Below are 16,847 nucleotides of genomic sequence, written 5' to 3'. Positions count from 1 at the left end.
ACCATCTCTATTCTTTGTGCTTTATTCTTTGTGCTTTAAATCCTGCCATCGTTCCCGTCACAAAATAAGCTAAAACAGCGAAATAAAGAATGCTATTTAATGGCTTACTCGTAATAGGGCAGGTTCCTGTAACGCAACCAATCTCTTTCCAGTAGAAATATCCGGCAATTCCGCCCAATAGTCCACCTAAGATCTGCCAACCCTTATTTTGAAAGAACTTCTTCATATTCTACTTCATCACTTGAAGTGTTTTTATTGCGAGAGGTAGGTACACCGCAACCTTGAGCGCCACAGCCTATATTGAATAAGGCCATGCTAATCAGGACGGTTCCCATGATGCCAATCAGTACATCTGATGCACGGATAGCTTCAACAAGCGCATATCCACCTATAACTAGGCGGATAATGCGCATGAAACCCCAATTTTGTGTTAGGCTAGCTAGCATATTAGTTTTGGTAAATTAACATATCCTGTAATCCTCCGCCATTATATACTTCAGAAAGACCTGCTTGCTTTAATAAGTTCATAGCCATTCCGGAACGATTGCCACTTCTACAGTAAACGACAATTGGGCCGTTCATTGCTTTGAATTCATCTAATCGTAAGGGAATAATTCCCAAAGGAATATTGATAGCTCCATCGAAATGACCGCCTGCAAATTCACCTGTTTCTCTGACATCAACAACCGTAGTTGCTGGATTAGTTAATAACTCTTCCATGATTACAAAAGGGTAGATGGACAAACATAATCAGACACTTTGAACTTCTCAGACTCTTTGATCGCTTTAAAACCACCTTTGATATCAATTAAGTTATCATAGCCACGAGCTCTCAATGTCGAGTTAAAGATCATCGAACGGTAACCACTCGCGCAGTGTACGAAGTAAGTCTTGTTTTTGTTGATTTTTAACATACTATCATTGATGAAATCCAAAGGAGCATTTTCTACATCTATGACGTGCTCAGATAAGTATTCAGAGTTTTTACGCACGTCTAAGATTTCACCTTCTCCAGCTTCTACGCGTTTCAATAATTCATCAGTACTAATTGATTCGATACGATCGATTTCTTTTCCTGAAGCTTTCCAAGTTGCAAATCCACCTTTTAGGTAGCCGATCGTGAAGTCATATCCTACACGCGCTAAACGAGTAATAACTTCTTCTTCGCGGCCTTCGTCAGTCACTAACAAAATCTCTTGTTTGATGTCTGGAATCATAGCACCTACCCATGGAGCAAAAGATCCATCGATACCGATGTTAATCGAGTTAGGCACGAATCCTGCTGCGAAAGTTTGAGGATCACGTGTATCTAAGATTAACGCGCCTGTTTCGTTAGCTGCTGCTTCAAATCCTTCTGGGCTTAAAGCATGTTGCCCACGCTCTAATACTTTGTCAATTGAATCATATCCTTGAATATTCATCAAAACGTTCAAAGGGAAATAAGCTGGAGGTGCAACTAAGCCAGTCAAAACTTCTTTTTTGAATGCTTCTCTTGTTAAAGCTGGATTCAACGCATAGTTCGTTTTCTTTTGGTTACCTAACGTATCCGTAGTCTCTTTGCTCATGTTTTTACCGCAAGCAGAACCAGCGCCGTGTGCAGGATATACAATGATGTCGTCTGCTAAAGGCATGATTTTGTTACGTAATGAATCGAATAAATGACCCGCTAAGATATCTTCTGTTAAATCAGCCTTTACTTTTTGTGCCAAATCTGGACGACCCACATCACCGATGAATAAAGTGTCGCCAGAGAATAGGCTAGTTTCTTTTCCATTTTCGTCGATCAAAAGGAAACAAGTCGACTCCATCGTGTGACCAGGTGTATGAATAACACGGATGGTCGCATTTCCTAATGGGAATTCTTGGCCATCAGTTGCGGAGATACATTCGAATTGACAAGCCGCATTTGGACCGTAAACGATCGGAGCGCCTGTTTTGGCAGACAAGTCAATGTGACCAGAAACGAAGTCTGCATGGAAGTGAGTTTCAAATACATACTTGATTTTAGCTCCGTTACGCTCTGCTTTCTCGATATAAGGTTGTACTTCACGAAGTGGATCGATGATCGCTGCTTCTCCGTTGTTCTCAATGTAATAAGCACCTTGTGCTAAACATCCAGTGTAAATTTGTTCTACTTTCATTTTCGTAATTATTATGCTGTGAATGTGTTTATTTATTTTAATGGGAAGGCTACTTGTTGGATCAGGATATAGATACCCATCACTAAAACAAACCATCCAAAACCTACTTTTAATTTATTTCCGTCTACTTTTTTACTAATAATATCGCCAAAGAATATACCTACAATCGCTAGACCTGTTACGGTTAATAATAAGTTCCAATCGATTATATGATGACCTAAATCACCTGTAAATCCGATTAATGACTTCGCTGCGATGATCAATAAGGAAGTTCCTACTGCCTGCTTCATGGATAATTTAGAAAGCATTACTAAAGCAGGTATGATTAAGAAACCACCTCCAGCGCCTACTAAACCTGTTAATGTACCTACCACAGCTCCTTCTAATAGGATCATTGGGTAATTGAACACTTGTTCTTCTTCTACGTAAGTGCCTAATTTCTCTTTTTCACATTGTTCACATTTTCCGCGAATCATGGAGATGGAAGCCGCTACCATTAAGATGGCAAATAAAACCATCATTAAAATCGATTTTGTTACCACGAAGTCTCCTAAAGTAAATACTTCGGAAGGGATTAACGGAACGATGAATTTTCGAGTAGCATACACGGCTGCGATAGAAGGAATGCCAAAAATGACAGCCGTTTTCACGTTGATTAATCCTTGCTTGTACTTAGGGAATGCGCCTACTAATGAACTAGCACCTACCACGAATAGGGAATATGCGGTTGCTAAAATAGGATCAACTCCGAAAAGGTAAACTAATACGGGTACTGTTAAAATGGATCCGCCACCGCCGATTAAGCCCAGTGAAATTCCAATAAGTAGAGAGGCGAAATAACCTATAATTTCCATGCGTTTGTTATTGTTTTTTGTTGATACAAATTTGGAGCCATTTTTAGAGCTAATTCGTGATTTTTATCACAAGCCTAAAAAAAATTTTCATCAGAAGTGAAAGTTCAAAATCAGGTTATAATTGCTCATATTGACCTTATTGATGATGTATTTTTCATTCTGGTAGGTTTCTCCTTGGTTTGCTTTGTGAACATATAAAGCCTGGATGTCTACACCTTCTAAGAAATCAGTAAACTCATAGGTAAGATCTAGATTCAATTGCGTGTAGCTAGGCAAGCCATATTTGTTCATGGCATAGTTCTTTACATTTGGTAGTTGAAAATAGCCATAACTTAGGGAAGCCTTTAAAGGTGTCTTAGAAAAAGCATAATTGACTTTCCCCATATACGCATGTACATCGCCGAATCCTTCATTTCGTTCCCGAGGCATAAAAGTATAAAAAGGATCACGTCCCCATTCACGCGGCATTAAATAACGACCTTCTGCGGTGATGCGCGTATAATTAAGGGATGTTTTCCAATTTCCTAACTCATAACCTACTTTAGTACTAATGACGCGGGAGTGTTGATCAGGTGAATAATAAGTCTTACTAGGGTCTTCGTTTCCACCCTCGTTAACCGCTTGTTGTTGTGTGTATTGGACTCCAGCTACCCAAGCACCCCGTTTCAAATCCCATTGTAACATACTCGTGTTGAATACATTATCCACATACACATTCCAAAGCTTAAGCGAGTTGCCTTGAGGTAATTGGTGAGTGTATCCTACAAGATAGACCCCATTGGATTCAATATGGCCTTTGTAATTCCCTTTTGTCCCATTTACATTCGTGCCATTGGGATAAATTCCAATAGACTCCCCTATACCATACCAATCCACCGTTCCGCGTGGAGAAATTTCATACAAGTATCCTCCCTCTAGTTTATTCTTTTTCCCCGGGAAAATCTCGCCAAACAATCCGCCTACCTCCGTAGGGCGCATTCTACCATCTTGTAAATTGATGAATGGTGTATTGATGAGCTGTTTTCCAGCCGTGATATGAGATTTTTTAAAGTTGTATTTCAGGTATAATTCTTCTAATCGATCTAAGTCATGCTTATTGGCTAAATTTTCTAGGTCGAATAAGGATGTTTCATAACGACTTACCGTTTGAGTGTAAGGGTCAATGTGCGTCATGTCGGATGAATTCACATTGTAAATAAAATACCCACCTACTCCGAATTGAAACCCTTTAAAGGAAGCCGTTTCATAAAAAAGTCCACCGCCCACTGCATTTGCATGAGCGTCGGTTAAATGATCTTGATTCTCTGTTGCCATGAAAAAGTAGCGAAGATTACCATGTACTTTTCCATGTTTAAAAGCGAATAATAAGGAAGTAGAATCCTCCGCGACACTTTTTTTACCTTTCCAAAGATGTGGAGGCGTATGTATTTCTTGATGCTGAGCTACGAGTGTAGCTGAAAATAAGAGTAAGAATAGAATGAATAAGGCGTTTTTTTGCATGCTTTTGTATTTAGGCCTGCAAATTGTCGCAAAAATGTGACTTAGTTCGTGATGAAAATCACAGTCCCCTCAAATCCACAATCTCAATCTGGTTTTTATTGATTTTGATATAGCCTTTCTCTGCTAGTTTCTTCATCAAGCGCGAAATTACTTCTCGGGAGGAGTTTAATTCCTGGGCAATATCGGTAAAGGAAGCCTTTAAAATGTTCGTTTTTAGGCTTTTTTGGTGTTGTTTTAAGTACCAAAGTAAGCGCTCATCCAGATTTCTAAACGCGATTTGATCTAAGGTGTCTAGTAATTCTTCGAACCGAGATCGGTAGGTCTCTAGCACGAATTGGTACCAAGATTTGTATTTAGCGCCCCATTCGTCCATTAATTCGGCTGGGATGGCGATGACTTCGGTATCGACGAGGGCTTTGGCCATAATCTGAGACGATAATTGCCTCGCTGCGCAAGTCATCGAAATGGCGCATGCTTCGCCGGGATGCAGATTGTACATAAATACTTCGTTGCCCTCCTCGTCTTCTCGGAATACTTTGATAATTCCTTTCGTTACCAAGACAGCTGACCGAATGGATTGCCCTGTTTTCATCAAATAGTCGTCCGTTTTGAATTTACGAACAACGCCTACTTGTTGAATCTTTTTGCTTAATTCAGGCTCAAACTGATTGAATAATTCCATTTTAGTAACTGATAACGGCTTGTTTTTCTAAACTTTCGTAGGCGGCATCAATGACGCGCATACTCGCGATTCCATCTTCTCCGGTTACCGCTGGTGCCACTCCGGAACGCAAAGATTGAAAAACATTTTCATAGAATGCCATATACTCGCCTTTTTCAGAAGCAACACGTTCTGGACTGCTTCCATCCACGTGTAATAATCCGTATTCACTTGGAGCATCCACACCCCAATTTTCACCTATTGGAACGTGGCCTTTGTCTAAATCAACTTCTTGACGATCGGAACGGGATTTGATGAAACTGCCTTTCGTTCCGTGCAATTGGAAAGCTGGAATGGGTTCTTTGAAGTAATAACCACTTTTTAAGCGAACGCGCAAGGCTGGATAATACAAAAGTATCTCAAACAAGTCGATGACCTCTGTTCCAGGTCTTGTCTTGCGTAAATCCGCAAATACATGCGTTGGTTTACCAAATAGGTGCAAAGCTTGATCAATTAAATGGGGACCTAAATCGGTCACAATTCCAGCGCCGGGACCTGCATCTTCTTTATGTCTTTTAGGGGACATGAGGGGATTATAGCGGTCAAAATGAAACTCAGCTTCTACGATATCACCCAAAACTCCTGATTCGTGGACCTTTTTCATGGTTAGGAAATCGGAATCCCAGCGGCGGTTTTGGTAAACAAAGATCTTTTTGTTCACTTCTTTCGCTAACGATACGAGCATTTCTGCCTCAGCCGCGTTGCAAGTAAACGCTTTCTCCACAACAATGTGCTTTCCAGCTTTCAAGGCAGCGGTAGCATATTCGAAATGGGAATAAATGGGAGTGTTAACGATGATTAACTCAATCGAAGGATCGGCTAAAACGGCTTCCATCGAATCGTAGGAGGATGTTCCAGGGTAGGCATTCTCTATGGTTTTCTTGGAGCGTTCCCAAGATCCTCGTAAATTGAACCCTGGATGAAGTTGAATAAATGGGGCGTGAAAAACGCGGCCAGACATTCCAAAAGACAGTAAAGCGGTTTCGATCGGTTTCATAGAAGTAAAAATAAACAATTCAGACCTTTTAACATAAACGATTTAACATGAAAAAAATACTCGCTTTAAGCCTACTAAGTTTAACGGCGCTGGGGCAGTCGAAGCCGTTGGTTTCGCATATGTTCACCGCTGATCCATCGGCCCACCTATTTCAGGGCCAAATTTACATTTATCCTTCACATGACATCGATGCCGGAGTAAAGGAAGATGATTTAGGGAGTCACTTTGCGATGAATGATTACCATGTATTATCTCAAAAGACTCCAGCAAGTCCGGTGGTAGACCACGGTGTCGCTTTAAAGCTGGAAGATGTGGCTTGGGCCTCCAAGATGCTTTGGGCGCCAGATGCGGCTGAATCGAAAGGAACCTACTATTTGTATTTCCCAGCCAAAGATAAGGAGGGTATTTTCCGCATTGGAGTAGCCTCTTCCTCTAAGCCAGAGGGCCCATTCAATGCAGAGAAAGAGTATATGAAAGGTTCGTTCAGTATCGATCCTTGTGTGTTTAAAGATAAAGACGGTACGTCTTATCTGTATTTTGGCGGAATCTGGGGTGGTCAATTACAACGCTGGAAGTCGGGTACTTATGGAGCGACAGATGAGTCACAACCAGCCAATGGGCAGCCTGCTTTGATGGCCAAAGTAGCTCGTTTAGATGCGAATATGAAACAAATGTCAGAGGCGCCGCGTAATGTGCAGATTTTGGATGCAGCGGGTAAGGTTTTATTATCAGAGGATCACGATCGCCGTTTCTTCGAGGCTGCTTTCGTTCACCAATACCAAGGTAAATATTATTTCTCTTATTCTACAGGCGATACGCATAACATCGCTTATGCCACAGGAACTAGTCCCTATGGACCATTTACCTATCAAGGGGTTATCTTGAAGCCAGTGAAAGGTTGGACGAATCACCATTCGATTGTGGAACAAAATGGCAAATGGTATTTATATTACCACGATGTGGAAATCTCAGGCAAGACCCACTTAAGAAATATTAAGGTAACAGAGTTGAAATACCGACCGGATGGTAGTATTGAGACAATCGATGCGTATAAATAAAAAGAAAGGCCGCTTCGAATAACGAGGCGGCCTTTTTACAAGCATATATATTAAGCTAGTATATTCTTAGCATACGCCACGCATTTCTTCACCTCTTCTACTGCCGTAGATCCTGCCGGAACTTCGTATTCTAGTTCAACTGTCGCAGGGAATTTATACTTATTTTTCTTCATTAACGTCAACAACTCTTTCAAAGGAGTGTCGCCATTGCCCCAAGCTAGGTTTCCTGCACCGTGTTCTTTCGATGTACGGTCTTTAATGTGCATGCTGGAGATGCGGTCGTGTTTCGCTTCGATAAACGCAATCAAGGAAGCCGTCGTGTGAGGAGCTCCCACGGCGATGTAGTGACCTGCATCTAGATTGATGGAATTGTATTTGTTTTGGGCCAAAGCCTCATCATACACGGTATCTTTCACCTGTGTATGGGTATGGTAGCCAAAGTAAATCTTATGTTTTTCTCCTAAAGCTCCCAAACGTTGAGTCTGCGCAGCAGAAGGTAATTCTAAAGTAACCGATTTGGCCCCTAACACTTTAGCAGCGCGTAAGGCTGACTCCACCTCAGCATCCGAATTTTTCTCGCCAAAGGCATTCGGCTTGTAAGCGTATACGGAGATGCCCGCGTCATCAAGCATCTTGCGCACTTCCTTGAATTTATCCATGGAAACAGATTCGCGCCAAGCTGCCACCTCTTTTTGGTATTGTGCTAGTGCTGCCTTTTGTTCGTCGGTTAAGGTAGGGCGGGGTTGACCTGGGGTCCAACGCATCGGAACCGGATTTGCCGGACGTCCTGCATAATCTTCCACAGCATCTCCCATTAATTCAATGGCTGAAACGCCTGATTCTACACAGTATTGGATGATTTGTTTGATGTCTCCCGGCATGCCGCGGAAAGAATAGGTAATGGTGCCTATTTGAACGCCACCAAAAACGGAGTTTGGTTTTGCGAAACGAAAGGACGAATTCGATGCCCACAAAAGGCCTAAAGAGGCAAGTGAGCCGGCCGCCAAAAACTGACGACGCGATGTGTTGTTGTTATTTTTCATAGGTAAGAATAGGTTTCTGAGTTCATTTTACGAATATATCCCGGAATTTATATCCTGCGGGTTAAATTTTGCGACGAAATCCCGCTTATTTCCGTTGCGGGATCTTGATTTCATTTTGGGGTTCAAATGAATTGATCACCGATACCTGGTCGCCTTTTAGTGTAAATGTCCAGTGGTGCGGACTTTCGTAATACAATAAGGTGATCTCCAGTGTCTCCGCATCCACCCAGCGATAGGATCCAGCGTAATCAAATGGGGCTTTTTTGGCTAGGTCAACTCTAGCAGCTCTTAGCATATAGGGACCTACTAAATTTGATTTTCCCGTAGCCCAAGCACCTTGAGCCAGTCTAAATTCGTGCTGTGCGGAATCTTTGGTTGTGATGGTAAGGGTTCCTTTTGTATCTACCTGTAGCTGTCTGAAATCCAGTGGGTTAGTCCCTAAAGAATAGCTTTTTGTAGGTAATGCAGCTTGTAGGCTAGAGACTGGTGCTTTGATTTGTCTGCTAGCATTAAACGCGGCAAGCGCCTTTAATCCTGCAGGGTTAGCAGGTAAAGCTTTGGCTTGAAACGCTGGCAATAAGTTTTTCCAAACCTGGTTCAAATCATCCGGTAAATCCTGAGATTCTGATGTGATAATAAGCACCGCATCTTGCGCTGGCATCATCAAAATATACTGCCCATACGCTCCATCGCCTCTGAATGCCCCATTTCTAGAGCGCCAAAACTGGTAGCCATAGCCCTGCAACCAATCTGCATATTGCCCGTTGGCCTTTTTTTCTGCGCTAGCATCCGGTTCTTGGTCGATGTGCTTGCTGGTCGCTTCCTCTACCCAGGCAGCTGGCAAGATTTGCTTGCCTTCGAATTTTCCTTTATTTAGGTATAATAGACCTAGTTTGGCCATATCCTCTGTCTTCACGCGAATGCCCCAGCCACCCACATTGATGCCTTTTTGGTCAGCTTCCCAGTCGATTCCGTTAATGTGTAATGGATCTAATAAGCGTGGTTTTAAATAGTCCAATGTGGTCATTCCCGTCACTTTTTGGATGATCGCAGATAACATATAGGTGGCTAACGTATTGTATAAAAACGTAGTGCCAGGTTTATGCGCGATGGGGTAGTTCAAAAATCCGCGAACCCAGTCAGGTGAAAAGACAATCACACTGCGTAGAGGCTCTTTTTCGTGACCAGCAGACATGGTTAAGAGGTCTTGTACGCATAGGTCGGCTAGAAAGGGTTTGTCTTTCAAATCAGCGTGTTCTGGAAAAAAAGAAAGGACTTTATCTTGTACGGTAAGGCGCTTTTCAGCTACGGCGAAACCGATGGCGGTGGAGGTCCAGCTTTTGGAAACACTGTACATGCTGTGTTTTTTATCTGCAGTAAAGGGCTTCCACCAAGCCTCTGAAATCACTTTTCCGTGGCGTATGAGCATATAGGAATGCAATTCGTGTTTGTCCGAGGAATAACCCTCGATGAATTTGATGATGGCTTCGGACGACACGCCTTCTGCTTCTGGCGTACTGTGTGGTAGAGATTGGGCAAGGATAGTAAAACTACACAGGAACAAGAGTCCGGAGAGGAATGAGGCTTTTTTCATCGAATAGGTTTATTTTTGTTAAAAATAGGAAATATTCTTGGATAATTGCCTCGCTAAAATTTCGGACGTTTCGGTCTCCTTGGGAGCTAAACCTGTTGTCTCATCGATTTCTTTTCAGATTTTATCTGGCCAAAAAACGGCCATCGTAGGACCGATGGGATCAGGGAAGACCTCTTTGGCAAAAGCCTTATCTGGTCGATTATTTCGAACGGGCGAGGTCTTTTTTTCTTGTCGAAATCCAGATAAAAGAGCCTATGTGATGCTTGTAGAGCAACAGCATCAATTTAAGAATCGCAGTAATCTCTCTGAATTTTATTTACAACAGCGTTTTAATTCTTCCGATTGCGAGGATGCCTATACGGTGGAGGAGGAATTAGCTGGATTGGCATTAGGGGATTGGGTCTCGGTTTTTGAATTAGAAAGCCTATTGAAGCGCCCCTTAATTCAATTGTCCAATGGCGAGAACAAGCGATTGCAAATTGTTAAATCGCTTGCTTACCAGCCAGATTGGTTGATTTTAGATAATCCCTATGTGGGTTTGGATGTAAAAGGCCGGGATATACTCACAAAAGGATTACTATCTCTAGACTCGAAAGGTATACAATTCATCCTCGTTTCTTCGCCAGGCGATGTGCCTGATTTCATTAATCAGGTGATTGAATTGCCATTGTCACAAGAATCTGCCATGAAACCAGCGCCTTTACTGCGGCCATTAGAATCATTCGAAACAGCTGTGAAAATGGAAATGGTGCAGATTAAATACGGATCGAAAATCATATTAAGCGATTTCAGCTGGAAAGTAAATAGGGGAGAGCGGTGGGTGATCAAAGGTCCAAATGGGGCAGGGAAGTCGACTTTGATCAGTTTAATTACGGCAGATAATCCACAGGCTTATTCGCAGAATATCATCTTGTTTGACCGTAAGCGTGGATCAGGAGAAAGTATTTGGGACATTAAACGCAAAATTGGGTATTTGAGTCCGGAGTTGCATTTGTATTTTAAGGAGGGTGGTTCTTGCTTCTCAGTGGTGGCCTCTGGTTTGTTTGATACGCTTGGGTTGTTTAAGCGCTTAACTGAGGAGCAAACGGCTCAAGTGAATCATTGGATGCTAGTAATGGGTATCGCTCATTTGAAAGAAAGATCTTTCTTGCAGATTTCGGGTGGGGAACAGCGTATGGTGTTAATCACGCGTGCTTTGGTCAAGAATCCAGAACTCTTGATACTCGACGAGCCATGTCAAGGACTAGATCGTGTTCAAACAGAGCACCTGAAGTCGGTGCTTGATTATTTAGCGGAAAATTCTGAAATGACCTTGCTGTACGTCAGTCACTATGACCGCGATATTCCGTCTTGCGTGAATCAGGTGTTGGAATTAAAACGGCTCTGAGATGGATTTGCTTGGATTTGAGAACCATTTAGGGCCATCTGCCGTCATATAGGCACAATCCTCTAAGCGTACGCCAAATTCCCCGGGAATCGCAATCGTCGGTTCAATACTGAAACACATGCCTATTTCGAGTGGCGCCTTGTTCCCTTTGACCATATTACCCCATTCGTGACCACTCATTCCAATTCCGTGGCCAGTACGATGCGGAAGTCCAGGTAATTTATAATCAGGGCCAAAACCTGCGTCAATCAATACGTTACGCGCAGCAAAATCCACGTTTTCAGCAGGTGCTCCTAATTTCGCTGCCTCAAAACCCGCTTGTTGTGCCTTTTTCTCTAGATCCCAGATCTGTTTTTGCTTCGCGCTAGGCTCCCCAAAAACAACGGTTCTCGTAATATCTGATTCATATCCTCCCACGCTACATCCGCAATCTAACATCACCACATCGCCTGATTTCAAAATTTGCTTTCTAGAACTTCCGTGTGGAAACGAAGTCGCCACCCCAAAAGTCACAGACGCAAAACCGTGCATCGCACCTTGCTCTGCGTGAGCTTGGGCAATCTTCTGTGAGATTTGACGAGGCGTACAACCTATTGATAAAGCCGCAATTCCAGCCTGAATGGCCTTAACCGTCGCATCATTCGCTTTTTGCATCAAGGCAATTTCTGACGCCGATTTAATGATTCGACACGGAATGGTAATCGGATCTGCGCTCACGAATTGAAAGCTAGCGTCTGATTTGCGTAATCCATCGAAGATGAAGAAACGACAGAATTCATCGATACCTATTTGGCCTTTCTCTATACCTATACCTTTTAAGACACATGTAGTCAATGCAAAAGGATTCTCATCTTCCTCCCAGATGGAAACCTTAGTTCCAGCAGGAGCCATTTCTAGAAACCGATCTTCCTCGAAAGCCGGACAAATGAAATTAATTTCACCTTTCACCGGAATGACCGCTAACATCGACCGCTCCGATGGATGCCAGCTGATGCCCGTGAAATACGTCATGTTAATCCCTGCATCTAAAACAATGGCCTGGATTTGCTTCTCCGCCATCAATTTCTGCGCCTTAGCCACACGCATCTTACGCTCTTCCGCACTGATGGGCGTAAATTCGATGGGAGTTAAAGCTGATGTGGAGGAATTTAAAGATAGGGTAGAAGCCAATAGGCCCCCTTTAATGAAGTTTCTACGTTGCATCCTTAAATTTAAAATAAAACATTAACATTAGAAATTCTCCCGGGATGAATTAACTTTAAATTCAGAATTTACGTATGCGGCTACTTTTTATTCGTTTCTCGGCCATTGGCGACATCGTTTTAGCTTCTCCAGCCTTGCGTTGCGCGAAACAGCAGATTCCCGGTGTGGAGATTCATTTCTTGACGAAAAAGTCTATGAAAGCTGTTTCGGAGGCGAATCCTTACGTGGACCAGTTCCATTATTTTGACAAAGATCTATCTGCCACCATCCAGGAATTAAAGGCCTTAAGATTCGATTACATCATCGATTTACATAAGAATCTGCGCAGTTTGCGGATTCGCTTAGCGTTAGGTGTTCCTTATTTATCGTATAATAAGCTAAGTGTGGAGAAGTTTTTGTTGACCAAATTCCACTTGAATAAAATGGCTGATCGCCACATTTCTTTACGTAGTGTGGATGCTTTATCGCCTTTAGGGGTTGTATACGATGGAAAAGGTTTGGACTATTTTGTTCCCTCTAGTGTCACAGGACCGACTTTGTTTCCAGAGGGCTATGTCGCCTTAGTGATAGGTGCATCCTACGCTACGAAGAAATTGCCATTAGAATCATTACAGACGTTGTGTGCACAGATTCCCCATCCTATTGTACTAGTAGGAGGTAAGGAGGAGATGGCAGATGGCGATACATTGGCGGCACTAGATCCTGCCCGCATCGTGAATACCTGTGGCGTTTATTCTTTACATGAATCTGCTTTGATGGTTGCCAAAGCCCGTGTAGTCATCTCGCACGATACCGGAATGTTGTATATCGCCTGTGCCTTTGAAAAAAATGTGATAGCGATCTGGGGGGCTACTTCTCCCGCTTTGCAGGTGGAGCCATTGATGCCAGCGGATTCAAAAGCCCGGGTTTTTCAATCGATTGTGCCTGAATTAAGTTGCCAACCTTGTTCGAATTTTGGAACCAAGACGTGTCCGAAAGGTCATTTTGCTTGCATGAAAAAGCAAGATTTGCCAGAAATTGCCCGGCAAGTGGAGCGCTTGTGGTAATTTAACCTAGGTGTATTTCAAGCGTTTTAATCTACCTTGGTAGGCTTGATAATAGTTTTTTTGGCCAGTCTCATCTAGGAAAGAGCTTCTAACTAAGCGCTCAACCTGCTCAGAGTTACTTAGCATTTGTGCTAATAATCGCTCCACCATCTTTTCTGGTATTTTAGCCAGTTTTCCCAATTGAATGAATTGATTCAGTATTTTACCCTGGTATTGTGATTTAGGGTAGAGGCCACCTTGCAAGGCAAAATCAATTTCAGCCTGGTGCATTTCTGTATTTAATAAATCATAGGCTGGGCTCAAAATGAAATCGCCGTCGTCACTTTCTAGCAAAGAGAAATTCTTTAAATGAGCATCCCCATTTGAGAATAGGTAATTAAATAGGATGAGTTTAAATAGTTTGGACGCCTCGACTGCATAGGCAGGCACGTATTGCTGCATGATTTGAAACAATTCGAGGTAATTGCCCTCGTATTTGTAGTTTATGCCGTGAGATTGTGGTGTTCGTTCTGCCAAAACCGCAAAATCCTCTTTCGCCCGCTTATGTCCATCCTCACCTCGATCAAACCGTTTCGTTAAATAAGCCATTTCACCCGTTTTGAAGAAAATAATGCCATTATCTGCCGTATCGATTTGATATACCTGACGGGCAATTTGCATCGTCAAGTGCTCATTAGCGGGCATCCAGTGTTTATTTCTCCCTAAGGTAGGAATCGGTTTTACTAGGTATTGTCCGCTTTCTCCTGATTTGGCCAGACGCAATTTATTTTTCTCTAATATGAATGAAAACTTTTCTTGTGCTCCAGAAATAGACATGATGGTTCTGTTTTCATAGAAGAGGCGGGACATCTCTTCAGAACATGAGGGAGAATCATAGGTCATCTCGTGATGGACTTTATGATTCGTGAAAAGTCGCTGAATCGCAGAGCGGCTATACGAAGCATTCCCCTCGGCAAGTGTACTAGGACAGTAGGTGAGTTGGGTTTGCATTTATGACATCGATGGTTGAATAGTGATCGCTCCGCTCGTATCAAATTGAGCCGTATTGATTAGTATCCCAAAATGATCCGCCGGATCAATTTTCTTAAATTTACAGACCGCTTGTTTGTTCGCACCCTCCGGTAATAAATGAAAAAATACAGGGAATAGGTGAGGGGATTTAAACTCCTTTTTTGACTTGGGTAATGTCAAACTTATCGCTGGCATTTTTTTGTCATCGAGCCACGATTCTATATACCGAAAATGAAAACTTCCGTTCGCTAGTTGACTCAAAATTCCTGCCGGAATTCCCTTATAAAGTATCGTTGTTGATCTCATTTTCCGACGTTAAATTTTTGATATCTAAACGTAATACTAGCCCTAAAACGTCGGCTATTTTTTGGATGGTTTCCAAGGTGGGATTGCCCTTGCCACTCTCCAGCTGTTTGATGGTTCTGAGACCCAACCCCGTCAGTAAAGAAAGTGTTTCTTGAGTCACTTGGAGCTTAATTCGTCGCGTTTTTAGCGTTTCTATGATAGATTGTTGGTGCATTAAACTGCTCTTTAATGTGTAATTATTTGGTATTTTTTCCTAAATTTGAATATTTTGTGCAATATAGTGCACATTTTAATGCAATTGTTAGTTTTGAGCTATTTGTTTACTTTTTGCCGTTAAATAAATAATGTGACAATAAAGAGTGTACTAAAATGGAAGTGCTTAAATTCACTTTTTCAAAAAAAATAAACCTATTTCTATGTCTTCTACTGATCACCCAACCTACCACAAAAATGGCTCCAGTTCATCCGGATTATTTGTGCTCTTTTTTATACTGTTAGTCGGTATCGGAGCGTTTGCAACTAACCCATCTGCAGCGGAACATAAAGTCATTTTGAAAGACAAAATGCGGGAGTTGTTGAATACGGAAATGGATAAATTGAAGAGTGAAAATGACACTGAATTTTCGCAATTAGGAGCCACCTTTGGTGCCGCATTAGGAGGGATGATTGTGGACAAATTTATTGATCAAAGTGTACGAGTAGATGACTATTATCTTTTCTCTATCACTAATGTTTATTACGAGGGAAAGAAGAATCCGGTGGGAATGGGAATTTTTGGCAAAGTGATTTTACATCCTGATATTGATAAAATGATTAAGAATGGTTTACCCCAAAATTGACTTAAGCTTAATTACCTAAACCTAATACCATGAAATATATAGCAACTATTTTGACCTTACTATTTTGCTTCTTATCCGCTAAGGCCCAGAAGATTTTCTCCGTTGATTATGAGAATCAAGCGGATGTCAAAGTCTTTGTGGTTAACTATGAGAATCAGGCTGATCTAAAAGTGTATAAAGTAAAATACGAAAATCAAGCGGGTTCGAATGACGGTAAGTGGTTCTTCACAAACTATTCCAATCAAGCCAAGAAGAAAATCTATTTTGTCCGCTACGAGAACCAAGCAGATCTCAAAGTGTATTTTGTGAATTATGAAAATCAAGCAGGTTGGAGAAATTCGTCTAAACAGCACCTGTTGTACTAAACCACGTCTTCATTGAATTTAGTTAACCGTTTCCTATTTCTATTCTCCGTTACTTTACTATCCTCCTGTGCCAAAGAGGAAGTAATTTCACCGGATACAGGAAATTATACGCCTACGACTTCCAAAGGTTACCTCATCAAACATACCTATTATACCTTGTCCTATTCCAATTCAGATAGGCAATCTGAATTCTCCTATTATAAATTATCGCCTGAGAGTATCAAAGGCACACAATCTAGGACGGATGATTTTCGAATCGACCCATTAGTCAAAAACAATCCCGTTAGTAGCACATCCTACCAGGGTAGTGGTTATGATCGTGGACACCTTTGTCCTGCCGCTGATATGGCGCTGAATCTCACAGCCATGTCGGAGACTTTTTATATGTCCAATATGTCACCCATGGCTCCCTCTTTTAATCGAGGGATCTGGTCCACACTGGAATCCTGGGTTCGGGAAGCCGCCATCACAAACAATGGAGTTTATGTGGTCACTGGCCCCATTTTAAACGGAAGTTGTGGCGTAATGGCTGGCGGAATCATTATCCCATGTTCTTTTTATAAAATAGTATACAAATCAGGAACTAATCCCAAAATAATAGGCTTCATTCTCTCCAACGCAGGTTCCTCTTCACCCATTAAATCATTTGCCGTTTCTGTAGACGAAATCGAAAGACGAACAGGAATTGATTTCTTCCCTCAACTGGAGGATGGATTAGAGAATCAATTAGAGGGTACGGTGAGTTTAGGGGCGTGGGGGTTGTAAAACAAAAAAGCCCGACA

General features: G+C 42.1%; 20 protein-coding genes. 6 read left to right on the top strand and 14 right to left on the bottom strand.

Annotated features, from left to right (window positions below):
- Positions 1 to 7: 7 nt before the first annotated feature.
- The 8 genes from SKC37_RS05135 to SKC37_RS05100 all read right to left on the bottom strand — a co-directional run bounded on the left by SKC37_RS05135 (position 8) and on the right by SKC37_RS05100 (position 6,213).
- Positions 8 to 226, bottom strand: coding sequence for a hypothetical protein (locus tag SKC37_RS05135; RefSeq protein WP_377980430.1), 219 nt, complete (start codon positions 224 to 226; stop codon positions 8 to 10).
- Entirely contained in the window at positions 204 to 446 is a 243-nt protein-coding gene (locus tag SKC37_RS05130) for a hypothetical protein (RefSeq protein ID WP_377980429.1), read from the bottom strand. The genes SKC37_RS05135 and SKC37_RS05130 overlap by 23 nt, the downstream gene beginning before the upstream one ends.
- A 1-nt stretch (position 447) precedes the next feature.
- On the bottom strand, positions 448 to 720 hold the full coding sequence (locus SKC37_RS05125; protein ID WP_377980428.1) for a rhodanese-like domain-containing protein: 273 nt from the start codon (positions 718 to 720) through the stop codon (positions 448 to 450).
- A gap of 2 nt (positions 721 to 722) precedes the next feature.
- Complete coding sequence (locus SKC37_RS05120; RefSeq protein WP_377980427.1) at positions 723 to 2,141, bottom strand: MBL fold metallo-hydrolase; 1,419 nt, start codon at positions 2,139 to 2,141, stop codon at positions 723 to 725.
- 32 nt (positions 2,142 to 2,173) lie between these two features.
- The gene (locus SKC37_RS05115) at positions 2,174 to 2,995 is read right to left on the bottom strand and encodes a sulfite exporter TauE/SafE family protein (protein WP_377980426.1); all 822 of its coding nucleotides are present in this window, start codon (positions 2,993 to 2,995) and stop codon (positions 2,174 to 2,176) included.
- Between the two features lie 90 nt (positions 2,996 to 3,085).
- On the bottom strand, positions 3,086 to 4,495 hold the full coding sequence (locus SKC37_RS05110) for a hypothetical protein (RefSeq protein ID WP_377980424.1): 1,410 nt from the start codon (positions 4,493 to 4,495) through the stop codon (positions 3,086 to 3,088).
- 58 nt (positions 4,496 to 4,553) lie between these two features.
- Complete coding sequence (locus SKC37_RS05105) at positions 4,554 to 5,177, bottom strand: Crp/Fnr family transcriptional regulator (protein WP_377980423.1); 624 nt, start codon at positions 5,175 to 5,177, stop codon at positions 4,554 to 4,556.
- A gap of 1 nt (position 5,178) precedes the next feature.
- Positions 5,179 to 6,213, bottom strand: coding sequence for a Gfo/Idh/MocA family oxidoreductase (locus tag SKC37_RS05100; protein ID WP_377980422.1), 1,035 nt, complete (start codon positions 6,211 to 6,213; stop codon positions 5,179 to 5,181).
- A gap of 47 nt (positions 6,214 to 6,260) precedes the next feature.
- On the opposite strand from SKC37_RS05100, the gene SKC37_RS05095 reads away from it, so the two are divergent.
- Positions 6,261 to 7,271 (top strand): glycoside hydrolase family 43 protein, encoded by a 1,011-nt coding sequence (locus SKC37_RS05095; RefSeq protein WP_377980421.1) that lies wholly within the window; start codon positions 6,261 to 6,263, stop codon positions 7,269 to 7,271.
- 50 nt (positions 7,272 to 7,321) lie between these two features.
- On the opposite strand, the gene SKC37_RS05090 is transcribed toward SKC37_RS05095, so the two are convergent.
- The gene (locus SKC37_RS05090) at positions 7,322 to 8,314 is read right to left on the bottom strand and encodes a sugar phosphate isomerase/epimerase family protein (protein WP_377980420.1); all 993 of its coding nucleotides are present in this window, start codon (positions 8,312 to 8,314) and stop codon (positions 7,322 to 7,324) included.
- Between the two features lie 85 nt (positions 8,315 to 8,399).
- Positions 8,400 to 9,908: a serine hydrolase domain-containing protein gene (locus SKC37_RS05085; RefSeq protein WP_377980419.1), complete on the bottom strand. Its 1,509-nt coding sequence runs from the start codon at positions 9,906 to 9,908 to the stop codon at positions 8,400 to 8,402.
- Between the two features lie 37 nt (positions 9,909 to 9,945).
- On the opposite strand from SKC37_RS05085, the gene SKC37_RS05080 reads away from it, so the two are divergent.
- Positions 9,946 to 11,295 carry an ATP-binding cassette domain-containing protein gene (locus tag SKC37_RS05080; protein WP_377980418.1) on the top strand — a complete coding sequence of 450 codons (1,350 nt, stop codon included), beginning with the start codon at positions 9,946 to 9,948 and terminating at the stop codon, positions 11,293 to 11,295.
- On the opposite strand, the gene SKC37_RS05075 is transcribed toward SKC37_RS05080, so the two are convergent.
- Complete coding sequence (locus SKC37_RS05075; RefSeq protein WP_377980417.1) at positions 11,281 to 12,498, bottom strand: M24 family metallopeptidase; 1,218 nt, start codon at positions 12,496 to 12,498, stop codon at positions 11,281 to 11,283. The two genes, SKC37_RS05080 and SKC37_RS05075, sit on opposite strands and share 15 nt — an antisense overlap.
- A gap of 74 nt (positions 12,499 to 12,572) precedes the next feature.
- Here SKC37_RS05075 and SKC37_RS05070 point away from each other — a divergent pair, with 74 nt between their 5' ends.
- Positions 12,573 to 13,544: a glycosyltransferase family 9 protein gene (locus SKC37_RS05070; protein ID WP_377980416.1), complete on the top strand. Its 972-nt coding sequence runs from the start codon at positions 12,573 to 12,575 to the stop codon at positions 13,542 to 13,544.
- A 6-nt stretch (positions 13,545 to 13,550) separates the two neighbouring features.
- Here SKC37_RS05070 and SKC37_RS05065 read toward each other — a convergent pair whose 3' ends face one another.
- From SKC37_RS05065 to SKC37_RS05055, 3 genes are read right to left on the bottom strand one after another with little or no spacing between them, the layout of a single operon-like run.
- Positions 13,551 to 14,534, bottom strand: a complete 984-nt coding sequence (locus SKC37_RS05065; protein WP_377980415.1) for a type II toxin-antitoxin system HipA family toxin — start codon at positions 14,532 to 14,534, stop codon at positions 13,551 to 13,553.
- Entirely contained in the window at positions 14,535 to 14,861 is a 327-nt protein-coding gene (locus SKC37_RS05060; protein WP_377980414.1) for a HipA N-terminal domain-containing protein, read from the bottom strand.
- The gene (locus SKC37_RS05055; protein ID WP_377980413.1) at positions 14,836 to 15,075 is read right to left on the bottom strand and encodes a helix-turn-helix domain-containing protein; all 240 of its coding nucleotides are present in this window, start codon (positions 15,073 to 15,075) and stop codon (positions 14,836 to 14,838) included. The genes SKC37_RS05060 and SKC37_RS05055 overlap by 26 nt, the downstream gene beginning before the upstream one ends.
- A 202-nt stretch (positions 15,076 to 15,277) precedes the next feature.
- Here SKC37_RS05055 and SKC37_RS05050 point away from each other — a divergent pair, with 202 nt between their 5' ends.
- From SKC37_RS05050 to SKC37_RS05040, 3 genes are read left to right on the top strand one after another with little or no spacing between them, the layout of a single operon-like run.
- Entirely contained in the window at positions 15,278 to 15,700 is a 423-nt protein-coding gene (locus SKC37_RS05050) for a hypothetical protein (RefSeq protein WP_377980412.1), read from the top strand.
- A 29-nt stretch (positions 15,701 to 15,729) separates the two neighbouring features.
- Entirely contained in the window at positions 15,730 to 16,065 is a 336-nt protein-coding gene (locus SKC37_RS05045; RefSeq protein ID WP_377980411.1) for a 7(1) septoil knot domain-containing protein, read from the top strand.
- Positions 16,066 to 16,077: 12 nt separating this feature from the next.
- Positions 16,078 to 16,830 (top strand): DNA/RNA non-specific endonuclease, encoded by a 753-nt coding sequence (locus SKC37_RS05040; protein ID WP_377980410.1) that lies wholly within the window; start codon positions 16,078 to 16,080, stop codon positions 16,828 to 16,830.
- The last annotated feature ends 17 nt before the right edge of the window (positions 16,831 to 16,847 follow it).

This window comes from Aquirufa esocilacus (genome assembly GCF_042715595.1).
Classification (GTDB): domain Bacteria; phylum Bacteroidota; class Bacteroidia; order Cytophagales; family Spirosomataceae; genus Aquirufa; species Aquirufa esocilacus.
The sequence above is the reverse complement of the archived record's forward strand: the minus strand, read 5'-3'. Positions and strand labels throughout refer to the sequence as shown.